The organism is Pseudomonas sp. TMP9 (assembly GCF_037943105.1).
GTDB lineage: Bacteria > Pseudomonadota > Gammaproteobacteria > Pseudomonadales > Pseudomonadaceae > Aquipseudomonas.
The window spans coordinates 1,619,813-1,631,353 of record NZ_CP149803.1; the positions used below are offsets into that span (position 1 = coordinate 1,619,813).

The 11,541-nt window shown below is 55.7% G+C and carries 9 protein-coding genes; 6 read left to right on the top strand and 3 right to left on the bottom strand.

The window, feature by feature from the left end:
* Positions 1-223: 223 nt before the first annotated feature.
* The 5 genes from WF513_RS07755 to sucD all read left to right on the top strand — a co-directional run bounded on the left by WF513_RS07755 (position 224) and on the right by sucD (position 8,110).
* Complete coding sequence (locus WF513_RS07755; protein ID WP_339083003.1) at positions 224-3,055, top strand: 2-oxoglutarate dehydrogenase E1 component; 2,832 nt, start codon at positions 224-226, stop codon at positions 3,053-3,055.
* 69 nt (positions 3,056-3,124) lie between these two features.
* Positions 3,125-4,345, top strand: a complete 1,221-nt coding sequence (odhB, locus tag WF513_RS07760) for a 2-oxoglutarate dehydrogenase complex dihydrolipoyllysine-residue succinyltransferase (protein ID WP_339083005.1) — start codon at positions 3,125-3,127, stop codon at positions 4,343-4,345.
* A 64-nt stretch (positions 4,346-4,409) separates the two neighbouring features.
* Positions 4,410-5,846, top strand: a complete 1,437-nt coding sequence (gene lpdA, locus WF513_RS07765) for a dihydrolipoyl dehydrogenase (RefSeq protein ID WP_339083007.1) — start codon at positions 4,410-4,412, stop codon at positions 5,844-5,846.
* 210 nt (positions 5,847-6,056) lie between these two features.
* Positions 6,057-7,223, top strand: a complete 1,167-nt coding sequence (gene sucC / locus WF513_RS07770) for an ADP-forming succinate--CoA ligase subunit beta (protein ID WP_339083009.1) — start codon at positions 6,057-6,059, stop codon at positions 7,221-7,223.
* Positions 7,223-8,110: a succinate--CoA ligase subunit alpha gene (gene sucD, locus WF513_RS07775; protein ID WP_339083011.1), complete on the top strand. Its 888-nt coding sequence runs from the start codon at positions 7,223-7,225 to the stop codon at positions 8,108-8,110. The genes sucC and sucD overlap by 1 nt, the downstream gene beginning before the upstream one ends.
* Positions 8,111-8,412: 302 nt before the next feature.
* Here sucD and WF513_RS07780 read toward each other — a convergent pair whose 3' ends face one another.
* Positions 8,413-9,276: a universal stress protein gene (locus WF513_RS07780; RefSeq protein ID WP_339083013.1), complete on the bottom strand. Its 864-nt coding sequence runs from the start codon at positions 9,274-9,276 to the stop codon at positions 8,413-8,415.
* A gap of 260 nt (positions 9,277-9,536) precedes the next feature.
* On the opposite strand from WF513_RS07780, the gene miaE reads away from it, so the two are divergent.
* Positions 9,537-10,142 carry a tRNA isopentenyl-2-thiomethyl-A-37 hydroxylase MiaE gene (miaE, locus tag WF513_RS07785; protein ID WP_339083015.1) on the top strand — a complete coding sequence of 202 codons (606 nt, stop codon included), beginning with the start codon at positions 9,537-9,539 and terminating at the stop codon, positions 10,140-10,142.
* Between the two features lie 60 nt (positions 10,143-10,202).
* Here the strand turns inward: miaE and lpxH are convergent, their stop codons facing one another.
* Together lpxH and WF513_RS07795 are read right to left on the bottom strand one after the other, a co-directional pair.
* Positions 10,203-10,925, bottom strand: a complete 723-nt coding sequence (gene lpxH / locus WF513_RS07790) for a UDP-2,3-diacylglucosamine diphosphatase (protein ID WP_339083016.1) — start codon at positions 10,923-10,925, stop codon at positions 10,203-10,205.
* Positions 10,922-11,416, bottom strand: a complete 495-nt coding sequence (locus WF513_RS07795) for a peptidylprolyl isomerase (RefSeq protein WP_339083017.1) — start codon at positions 11,414-11,416, stop codon at positions 10,922-10,924. Before WF513_RS07795 ends, lpxH begins: the two co-directional genes overlap by 4 nt.
* Positions 11,417-11,541 lie beyond the last annotated feature (125 nt).

Sequence of the window (11,541 nt, forward strand, 5' to 3'; positions counted from 1 at the left end):
GTAACACCTACGGCGCTGACTCAACCCAGCGCCGTAGTTTTAGCCAGAACGGTTGCTCACAAAGCGGCGGTTCTACTTTGAACAATATGACGACCAGCAGGGGCATTCGGGCTGGTGCCCGGACTATCTGCGGGACCCGTAGTGGCTCATCAGTCGCTGCTTCAAGACTGATAGCCGTGCGGTTTCTTCGCCGGTGGTGTCCCCTTACCGAGGGTGACCAAGCATGCAAGAAAGCGTGATGCAGCGCATGTGGGACAGTGCCCACCTATCCGGTGGTAATGCTGCCTATGTGGAAGAGCTCTATGAGCTTTACCTGCACGACCCCAACGCTGTGCCAGAAGAGTGGCGCACCTACTTCCAGAAGTTGCCGACTGACGGCAGCGCCGCCACAGACGTATCGCACTCAACAGTTCGCGATCATTTCGTTCTGCTCGCAAAAAATCAGCGCCGCGCCCAACCGGTGTCCGCTGGTAGCGTGAGCAGTGGGCACGAAAAGAAGCAAGTTGAAGTGCTGCGCCTGATTCAGGCTTATCGCATGCGTGGCCATCAGGCTGCTCAGCTCGATCCGCTTGGTCTTTGGCAACGTCCTGCACCTGCGGATCTGGTCATCAATCACTATGGCTTGACTGACGCCGACTTGGACACCACCTTCCGCACGGGTGGGATGTTCATCGGTAAGGAAGAAGCTACCCTGCGCGAAATCCGCGATGCGTTGCAGCAGACATATTGCCGCACCATCGGTGCCGAGTTCACCCACATCGTCGATTCTGAGCAGCGCAGCTGGTTCCAGCAGCGCCTTGAAAGTGTGCGCGGTCGTCCGCAGTTCTCGGCTGACGTGCAGGGCCATTTGCTTGAGCGTCTGACCGCAGCTGAAGGGCTGGAAAAGTACCTAGGTACCAAGTACCCGGGCACTAAGCGTTTCGGTTTGGAAGGTGCTGAGAGCCTAATTCCTTTGCTCGATGAAGTGATCCAGCGTTCCGGCTCCTATGGAACCAAGGAAATCGTCATTGGCATGGCTCACCGTGGCCGTCTAAACGTGCTGGTGAACACCTTTGGTAAGAACCCCCGCGACTTGTTTGACGAGTTTGAAGGCAAAAAAACTGCGGGTCTGTCCTCTGGGGACGTGAAATATCACCAAGGGTTTTCCTCCAACGTAATGACCGCCGGTGGCGAAGTGCACCTGGCCATGGCGTTCAACCCGTCGCACCTTGAGATCGTTTCTCCGGTAGTGGAGGGCTCCGTACGTGCTCGTCAAGACCGTCGTAACGATGCTGCAGGTGAAAAAGTCTTACCCGTTTCCTTGCACGGTGACGCGGCATTCGCCGGTCAGGGTGTGGTCATGGAAACTTTCCAGATGTCGCAGACCCGTGGCTTCAAAACGGGCGGCACGATCCACATCGTGATCAACAACCAGGTTGGCTTCACCATCAGTAACCCGCTGGACTCACGCTCCACTGAGTACTGCACCGATGTGGCGAAAATGATTCAAGCGCCCATCCTGCACGTAAATGGCGATGACCCAGAAGCAGTCATGTTTGTGACCCAACTGGCTGTCGATTACCGCATGCAATACAAGCGTGACGTGGTGATTGACCTGGTTTGCTACCGTCGTCGCGGCCACAACGAGGCTGACGAGCCGAGCGGCACCCAGCCGATTATGTACCAGCAAATCAGCAAACAGCGCACCACCCGTGAACTGTATGCCGATGCTTTGATGGGTTCGTCCAGCCAATCGGTTGAGCAAATTCAGGCCAAAATCGATGAGTACCGCACCGCGTTGGATAACGGTCAGCATGTGGTTAAGAGCCTGGTTAAAGAGCCGAATAAAGAACTATTCGTCGATTGGCGTCCCTACCTAGGTCACACCTGGACTGCTCGCCATGACACCCGCTTTGACCTGAAAACCCTGCAAGAGCTTTCGAACAAACTACTGGAAATTCCAGAAGGTTTAGTCGTGCAGCGGCAAGTGGCAAAGATTCTTGAAGACCGGCAAAAGATGGGCGCTGGTGCGCTCTCGATCAACTGGGGTTACGCCGAGACAATGGCGTATGCCACGCTCTTGTTCGAAGGTCATCCGATTCGTATGACTGGCCAGGACATCGGCCGCGGCACGTTCTCGCACCGTCATGCGGTGTTGCATAACCAGAAAGATGCAAACGCCTATGTGCCACTGAAAAACCTCTATGAGGGCCAGCCTGCATTTGATTTGTACGATTCTTTCCTTTCTGAGGAAGCGGTACTGGCCTTTGAGTACGGCTACGCAACCACACAACCTAACGCACTGGTGATCTGGGAAGCTCAGTTTGGTGATTTTGCCAACGGTGCTCAGGTGGTTTTTGACCAGTTCATTTCTAGCGGTGAGCATAAGTGGGGCCGTCTTTGCGGGCTGACTATGCTGCTGCCGCACGGTTATGAAGGGCAGGGGCCAGAACACAGTTCGGCGCGTCTAGAGCGTTACCTGCAGCTGTGCGCTGAGCACAACATGCAAGTTGCAGTGCCGACCACCCCTGCGCAAATCTACCACTTGCTGCGCCGGCAGATGATTCGTCCATTGCGCAAGCCGTTGGTCGTATTGACGCCGAAGTCACTGTTGCGCCACAAATTAGCCATCTCGACGCTGGAAGATCTGGCTGAAGGTTCGTTCCAAACCGTTATTCCAGAGATCGACAACATCGATCCGAAAAAGGTTGATCGGTTGGTGCTGTGCAGCGGCAAGGTTTACTACGACTTACTGGAAAAGCGTCGCAGTGAAGGTCGTGAGGATATTGCCATCGTCCGTATCGAGCAGCTGTATCCGTTTCCGGAAGAGGATCTGACTGAGGCGCTGTCCGTTTACAAGAACCTCAAGCACATCGTCTGGTGTCAGGAAGAGCCGATGAACCAAGGCGCTTGGTACTGCAGTCAGCATCACATGCGGCGCGTGGCGACAGCATTGAAGAAAACGCTGTTCCTTGAGTACGCCGGTCGTGATGCTTCTGCCGCACCTGCCTGTGGTTACGCATCGTTGCACGCCGAACAGCAGGAAAAACTCCTGCAAGACGCCTTTACTGTTTAACGCCTTCGCGCAGCGGGCGGCTAACTGGGTCGCCTGCTAGAAGAAACCGAATTTAAGGAACCACACACAATGGCTATCGAGATCAAAGCCCCTACTTTCCCGGAATCGGTTGCCGACGGCACCGTGGCCACGTGGCACAAGAAGCCGGGCGATGCGGTTAAACGTGACGAACTGATCGTCGACATTGAAACCGACAAAGTAGTGATCGAAGTGCTGGCCGAGGCCGACGGCGTGCTCGCGACAATTGTCAAAAATGAAGGCGACACCGTGCTCAGCAACGAACTGCTGGGCACTTTAGGTGAAGGCAGCGGCGCTGCTGCTCCGGCGTCCGCTCCTGCTGCTGCCACGGCTGCTCAAACGGCGGCTCCTGCTGTTTCAGGCGATGACGCTATTTTGTCGCCAGCGGCGCGCAAGATCGCTGAAGAAAACGGTATCGACCCAAGCAGCCTTGCCGGGACTGGCAAAGGTGGTCGCGTGACCAAGGAAGATGCGGTTGCAGCGGTTGAAGCGAAAAAGAATGCACCGTCGGCTCCATCGGCTAAACCATCTGCGCCTGCTGCTGCCGAGCCCATGCTTGCTGCCGGTGATCGGGTTGAGAAGCGCGTACCGATGACCCGCGTGCGCGCCACTGTTGCTCGTCGTTTGGTTGAAGCTCAGTCGAACATGGCCATGCTGACCACCTTCAACGAAGTTGATATGACCGAAGTGATGGCGCTGCGCTCCAAGTACAAAGACCTATTCGAGAAGACTCATAACGGCGTGCGTTTGGGCTTTATGTCGTTCTTCGTCAAGGCAGCCACAGAAGCGCTGAAGCGCTTCCCGGCGGTCAACGCGTCGATTGATGGCGCCGATATCGTTTACCACGGTTATGCCGACGTGGGTGTTGCGGTCTCAAGTGACCGTGGTCTCGTGGTGCCAGTGCTGCGTAATGCGGAACTGATGAGCCTGGCTGAAATCGAAAATGGTATCGCCACCTACGGCAAGAAAGCCCGTGACGGTAAATTATCCATTGATGAAATGACCGGCGGCACCTTCACCATTACTAACGGCGGCACGTTCGGTTCGATGATGTCGACCCCCATTGTCAACCCGCCGCAAGCGGCGATCTTGGGAATGCACAATATTCTTCAGCGCCCGATGGCTGTTAATGGGCAAGTGGTGATCCGTCCAATGATGTACTTGGCGCTGTCTTACGACCACCGCCTGATTGATGGTAAGGAAGCCGTGACCTTCCTGGTGACCATCAAAAACTTGCTGGAAGATCCAGCGCGTCTGCTGCTGGATATCTAAGCCAGTTTCTCCCACGGCGGCCCTGTAACAAGGGCCGTCCGGTTTACCCGAGAAGGAATACGTTATGACCCAGAAATTCGATGTGGTAGTCATCGGTGCCGGCCCAGGTGGTTATGTAGCCGCGATCAAAGCCGCTCAACTCGGTCTGAAAACGGCCTGCATTGAGAAATATCAGGATAAAGAGGGCAAAACTGCCCTCGGTGGTACATGCCTGAACGTCGGCTGCATTCCATCCAAAGCGCTGTTGGACAGTTCGTGGAAGTATTACGAAGCGAAGGATCATTTCGCTATCCACGGTATCGAAGCCAAGGGCCTCACGATTGATGTACCGGCGATGATTAGCCGCAAATCTAATATCGTGAAGAACCTCACCGGCGGCGTTGCTACCCTGTTCAAAGCTAATGGTGTGACGCTGCTTGAAGGTCACGGCAAACTGCTGGCAGGTAAGCAGGTTGAAGTCACGGGTTCTGATGGCAAGACGCAGATCATCGACGCTGAGAATGTGATCTTGGCTTCTGGCTCCAAGCCAATTGACATCCCACCGGCGCCAATTGATCAAGATGTGATCGTTGACTCCACCGGTGCCTTGGAATTCCAGAGCGTGCCGAAGAAGCTCGGTGTGATCGGCGCGGGTGTGATCGGTCTGGAACTGGGTTCGGTCTGGGCGCGTCTGGGTGCTGAAGTCACCGTATTGGAAGCGCTGGACAAGTTCCTTCCCGCCGCCGATGAGCAAATCGCCAAAGAGGCATTGAAAACCTTCACCAAGCAAGGTCTCAACATTCGTCTGGGCGCTCGCGTCACCGGTTCCGAAGTGAAGAAAAAGCAAGTGACTGTCAACTTCACCGACGCCGAAGGCGAGCAGAAGATCGTGTTCGACAAGCTGATCGTTGCGGTTGGCCGCCGCCCAGTTACCACTGATCTGTTGGCATCCGATAGTGGTGTTGATATGGACGAGCGTGGCTACATCTTTGTCAACGACCAGTGCGCCACCAGCGTGCCGGGCGTCTATGCCGTGGGTGATGTGGTGCGTGGCGCGATGCTGGCACACAAAGCATCGGAAGAAGGCGTCATGGTCGCCGAGCGCATCGCTGGCCACAAAGCTCAGATTAACTATGACCTGATCCCATCGGTTATCTACACCCATCCGGAAATTGCATGGGTCGGTAAAACCGAGCAGCAGCTGAAGACTGAAGGCGTTGCCGTTAACGTCGGCACTTTCCCGTTCGCAGCCAGCGGCCGCGCCATGGCAGCTAACGACACCGGTGGTTTGGTTAAGGTCATTGCTGACGCCACGACCGATCGCGTCTTGGGTGTACATGTAATTGGCCCGAGCGCTGCTGAGCTGGTACAGCAGGGCGCAATCGGTATGGAATTCGGCACCAGCGCTGAGGATCTGGGGATGATGGTGTTCTCCCACCCAACCCTGTCCGAAGCACTGCATGAAGCCGCTCTGGCAGTGAATGGCCAAGCCATCCACATCGCCAACCGCAAAAAACGTTAAGTCGTTAGTTGATTTAGCGGCCGCCTGTACCGTTGTTGTTTGCCGGTAAAGGCGGCTGATTAGCAGGAAGAACCACGGCAAGTTGCCCGCGTACGATCAATGTCGCTGCGCGGAAGATGTGTCGGACTGCTCTAGAAGCAGTCACAGGTGGTGCGGCATCACAAGTGCAGCACCGTATGCGCTATACCTAAACGAAGACGGTAGACAAGCATGAATCTCCACGAGTATCAGGGTAAGCAGCTGTTCGCTGAATACGGCCTGCCCGTATCTAAAGGCTTTGCGGTAAGCACACCAGAAGAAGCAGCAGAAGCGTGCGACAAAATCGGTGGCACTGAGTGGGTCGTTAAGGCTCAGGTGCACGCCGGTGGTCGCGGTAAAGCCGGCGGCGTGAAGCTGGTTAAGAGCAAAGAAGACGCTAAGGCTTTCGCTGCCAACTGGCTTGGCAAGCGTCTGGTGACTTACCAGACTGACGCTAACGGCCAGCCGGTCAACCAGATTCTGGTTGAGTCGTGCACAGACATCGCCAAGGAACTGTACTTGGGCGCGGTTGTGGATCGCTCCAGCCGTCGGATCGTGTTCATGGCATCCACCGAAGGTGGTGTGGACATTGAGAAGATCGCTCACGACACCCCTGAGAAGATCCTCAAGGCCACCATCGATCCACTGGTCGGCGCTCAGCCGTTCCAGGGTCGCGACCTGGCTTTTCAGCTGGGCCTGCAAGGTGATCAGATCAAGCAGTTCACCCAAATCTTCGTCGGTTTGGCCAAGCTGTTCCAGGACTACGACCTGGCGCTGCTGGAAGTAAACCCGCTGGTGATCAAGGCTGACGGCAACCTGCATTGCCTCGATGCCAAGATCAACATCGACGCCAACGCCCTGTACCGTCAGCCTAAGCTGCGCGCTATGCACGATCCGTCCCAGGACGATCCGCGTGAAGCCCATGCCGCCAAGTTCGAGCTGAACTACGTCGCGCTGGAAGGCAACATCGGCTGCATGGTTAACGGCGCAGGCTTGGCCATGGGCACCATGGACATTGTCAATCTGCACGGCGGCAAGCCAGCCAACTTCCTTGACGTAGGCGGCGGCGCCACTAAAGAACGCGTCACCGAGGCCTTCAAGATCATCCTGTCCGACAGCAACGTAGCTGCCGTGCTGGTGAACATCTTTGGCGGTATCGTGCGTTGCGACATGATTGCCGAAGGCATCATTGGCGCTGTGAAAGAAGTCGGCGTGAAGATTCCGGTTGTTGTTCGTCTGGAAGGTAACAATGCTGAACTGGGCGCTAAGGTTCTGGCCGAAAGCGGTCTGAATATCATCGCGGCAACCAGCCTGACTGACGCTGCTCAGCAAGTCGTCAAAGCTGCGGAGGGCAAATAATGAGCGTCCTGATCAATAAAGACACCAAAGTTATCTGCCAGGGCTTCACCGGCTCGCAGGGTACTTTTCACTCCGAGCAAGCCATTGCCTACGGCACCCAGATGGTTGGCGGCGTGACCCCGGGTAAAGGCGGCACCACTCACCTGAATCTGCCAGTGTTTAACACTGTGCGTGAAGCGGTTGAGCAGACGGGCGCAACTGCGAGCGTGATCTACGTTCCGGCTCCGTTCTGCAAGGACTCGATCCTTGAAGCGGCCATGGGCGGTATCAAGCTGATCGTTTGCATCACCGAAGGCATCGCCACCATCGACATGCTCGAAGCCAAAGTTAAGTGCGACGAGCTGGGCGTGGTTCTGATCGGTCCTAACTGCCCAGGCGTTATCACGCCGGGCGAGTGCAAGATCGGCATCATGCCAGGCCATATTCACTTGCCAGGCAAAGTCGGTATCGTGTCGCGTTCCGGCACCCTGACCTACGAAGCTGTTAAGCAGACCACAGACGCCGGCTTCGGTCAGTCCACCTGCGTTGGTATTGGCGGTGACCCGATCCCAGGCTCCAACTTCATCGACATCCTGAAGCTGTTCCAGGAAGACCCGAAGACTGAGGCGATCGTAATGATCGGTGAGATCGGCGGTTCGGCTGAAGAAGAAGCGGCTGCCTACATCAAGGCACATGTGACCAAGCCAGTTGTTTCCTACATCGCTGGTGTGACTGCCCCTGCGGGCAAGCGCATGGGCCATGCTGGCGCAATCATCTCTGGCGGCAAAGGCACTGCAGACGAGAAGTTCGCTGCGCTGCAAGACGCTGGCGTGAAAACCGTGCGTTCACTGGCTGATATTGGTAAGGCCTTGGCCGAGCTGACCGGCTGGGAAGTCAAAAAAGCTTAAGGCTTTTTGACTTATGAAAGCGTAGCTGCGCTGGCGGCGTGAAACTGCGCCGTTACCTGAAGCTATAAAACAAACGCCCCGACCGGTTCGGGGCGTTTGTTTATGTGCTCCAAAGTCCGTTGCAGTGCAATGGGTTAGAACGCTCTGCTAGAGCGCTCGCTGGCCTTTGAATGTGCCGCAGTTGAATCATCCGAGCCTAAACGAAAATACCCACATCGGCTGATGTGGGTATTTTTTATTAGCTACTCAGACCGCTGGGTCTCGCAACCGCGTCAAAGCAGTTTTCGCGGTTGTGCAACCGATTAGCGTTGGGCCACCAGCTCTTCCAGATGGTCAATGATGTCGTCTGGCTTAAGCACCAGAATATCGCTTTCAAGGGAGTCGAGGATCACCTCAGCGGTGTTACCAATCAGCGCGCCGGATAAACCTGTGCGCGCCACGGTACCAATCACGGTTACGCCAACATTGAGCCGGCGTGCGGTTTGCGGGATCAGGACATCGGCAGGACCTTCGACAATGTGCAAACGTTCAGGGCTGATCTCGTATTCAACCTGGAACGCTTTGCATTGCTCGCGGTAGCGGGCCTCGATGGTTTCTTTCAGTTGAAAGGTCGGGTCAGCCGCTGAGAGCATGGGCGCCGGATAAGCAGTGAGTACGTGCAGCTCACCCTTGGCTAGGGTGGCAATGTCAAAGCCGTGGCTGACAATGCCGGTGTGCAGGGTGCGGTGTTCGCCATCGGCATTACCCACATCAACGGCTGCGAGGATGATGCTCCCCGTCCATGGTTTGTCAGTTTTCACCATTAACACGGGGGCAGGGCAGTAGCGCAGTAATTTCCAGTCACCCGGCGTCAGCAGGGCTTTTTTCAGCGGGTTGTCTGGGAAATGCTGTTTGATCACCAAGCCGCAGCCTTCGGCCTGCTGCACGTTGATGATGGTCTGATGCTGGCTGTCATCCCAAGCCTGCTGGCTGGATATGTTGAAGCCTTCGCTGTTGAGCACGCTGGTGAGGTCGCTTAAGTAAGCGCTGTGATCACTTTTTTTGTCGCACACCAGCAGGTGCAGGTGGGATTGAGTGACGCCTGCAATCAATTTAGCGCGCTTGAGTGCCAGATTTTCGGTGTGCTTAGGCTCCATCACCACCAGAATGCTGCGAATAGCTTGCATGATCATCTCCGTGTGCAGTTGTTGTACTGTCCATCACTATAGATTGCTGCCGTATGCTTGGTGCTTGATCGGCGTCAATCGAGTGGCTGTTCGCGTGCTCATTCGTATAATGGCCGCGCTGTAGCCTAATCAATCTTGCCCATCTAGTTTTGTGAATTTATGTATCTGCCAGTTGAAACCGATGCTGTGTTGCGCTGTTTTGCCTATCTGCTCATGCCTTTTCAGGCTGTCTTTGGTCGCCTGATAAGCGAGGGACGGCCATGAACCTACCAGAAATCCATGATTTTCTCGGTTGCCGAACGCCAGATGCCTGGATCACGGCGGCGTTGGCTGATCAGCAGACCCTGTTGATTGATCATAAGAACTGCGAGTTTAAAGCGGCCAGTACGGCCCTAAGCCTGATGGCCAAGTACAACACCTATGCTGACCTGCTTAACGCCATGTCGCGCCTTGCTCGCGAAGAACTGGTGCATCACGAGCAGGTGCTGCGCCTGATGAAACGCCGCAAAATCGGCCTGCGTCCGGTGTCCGCAGCGCGCTATGCCTCAGGGCTGCGTAAAGTGGTGCGTACCCATGAGCCGCTTAAGTTGGTCGATACGTTGGTGGTGGGCGCATTTATTGAGGCGCGCAGCTGTGAACGTTTCGAGGCGTTAGTGCCGCACCTTGATGAAGAGCTGGGTAAGTTTTACTTCGGGTTGCTGAAAAGCGAGGCGCGGCACTTTCAGGGCTACCTGAAGCTGGCTTACCAGTATGGTGATGCGCGCGACATTGAGCAGACCATCGAGCGGGTTAGGGCGGTGGAGCGCGAGTTGATTGAGTCGCCAGATACCGAGTTGCGCTTTCACAGCGGTGTGCCGACGCTGTAAAGCCCCTTTACTGTCTACTGCGCGTCGACCCTGATGGGATCAAAACCGGTGCGCAAACACTTAGCTAAGAGCAAAGGCACTTTGCTGCAAGCCCTGCCTGTTGGCCTCAAGTGCCCAGCCTTGCTTATCCCAATCACCCAGCACAATACGTTGCGCCAGCTCGCCGTTGACCAACAGTTGATGAGTAGCGGGGCGATGCGTGTGACCGTGGATCAATGTGCGTACCCTGTTTGCGGCCATGATGCGCGGCACTTCATCGGGGGTGACGTCGACAATCTCGCGGGTCTTCATGCGTGTTTGCGCCTGGCTTTCATTGCGCAGCTTGCGCGCCAGTTTTTGCCGAGTCGACAACGGTAAGTTGCGCAACACAAACAGCGAGATGGGGTTGCGCAACCAGCGGCGCAACTTCATGTAGCCAATGTCTTGGGTGCACAGGCTGTCACCGTGCATCAGCAGCACGCGCTCGCCGTTAAGCTCGATCACACAGGGATCGGGTAACAGCGTGCAACCTGCTTCCTGACAGAAAGCCTTGCCGATGAGGAAATCACGATTGCCATGCATGAGGTAAATGCGCGTACCGCGCTCACTGAGCTGACGAAGCGCTTGGGCAATCGAGCGTTGAAAGGGGCTGATGGCATCATCGCCAATCCACACTTCAAAGAAATCGCCGAGGATATACAAGGCGTCAGCGTGAATGGCGCGAGTTTCGAGAAAGCGCAGGAACGCCCGGCTGATATCCGGGCGCTCCTGTTCAAGATGCAGATCTGAGATCAGTAAGATCACTCAATAATCTCGGCGCGCTCAATGATCACATCATCAACCGGTACATCCTGATGGCCGGATTTACTGGTGGTGGCGACCGCTTTAATGGCGTTGACCACGTCCATGCCTTCAACCACTTCACCAAACACTGTATAGCCCCAGCCCTGAACGGTGGGCGCGCTGTGGTTGAGGAAACCGTTGTCCCCGACGTTGATAAAAAATTGCGCCGAAGCTGAATGCGGCTCCATGGTGCGGGCCATGGCCACGGTACCGATTTTGTTAGCAACGCCGTTGTTGGCTTCGTTCTTGATGGTGGCACGGGTGGTTTTCTGCGTCATGCCGGGCTCGAAACCGCCGCCCTGGATCATAAAGTTACTGATGACGCGGTGGAAAACCGTATTGTCGTAATGGCCTTCTTTAACGTACTGCTTGAAGTTAGCCACGGTTTCTGGAGCTTTGTCTTCGAACAGGTTAAGGGTGATGACGCCGTGGTTGGTGTGCAGCTTAATCATTGAGGTAATCGCTCTGTCGATAAATCCGTAAGCCGCAGCAATACGAGTTGAAGCGGCTCTTGGGCCTGTCAGGGGATTGACAGCTTCGGCTATGATAAGCGCTTTGTTTTAGTCGGCCTACCCTG

Bases quoted from the DNA above. Each gene is read 5' to 3' on its own strand.
- odhB (WP_339083005.1), top strand. From the start codon at position 3,125: ATGGCTATCGAGATCAAAGCCCCTACTTTCCCGGAATCGGTTGCCGAC.
- lpdA (WP_339083007.1), top strand. From the start codon at position 4,410: ATGACCCAGAAATTCGATGTGGTAGTCATCGGTGCCGGCCCAGGTGGT.
- sucD (WP_339083011.1), top strand. From the start codon at position 7,223: ATGAGCGTCCTGATCAATAAAGACACCAAAGTTATCTGCCAGGGCTTC.
- sucC (WP_339083009.1), top strand. From the start codon at position 6,057: ATGAATCTCCACGAGTATCAGGGTAAGCAGCTGTTCGCTGAATACGGC.
- WF513_RS07795 (WP_339083017.1), bottom strand. From the start codon at position 11,416: ATGATTAAGCTGCACACCAACCACGGCGTCATCACCCTTAACCTGTTC.
- miaE (WP_339083015.1), top strand. From the start codon at position 9,537: ATGAACCTACCAGAAATCCATGATTTTCTCGGTTGCCGAACGCCAGAT.
- WF513_RS07755 (WP_339083003.1), top strand. From the start codon at position 224: ATGCAAGAAAGCGTGATGCAGCGCATGTGGGACAGTGCCCACCTATCC.
- WF513_RS07780 (WP_339083013.1), bottom strand. From the start codon at position 9,276: ATGCAAGCTATTCGCAGCATTCTGGTGGTGATGGAGCCTAAGCACACC.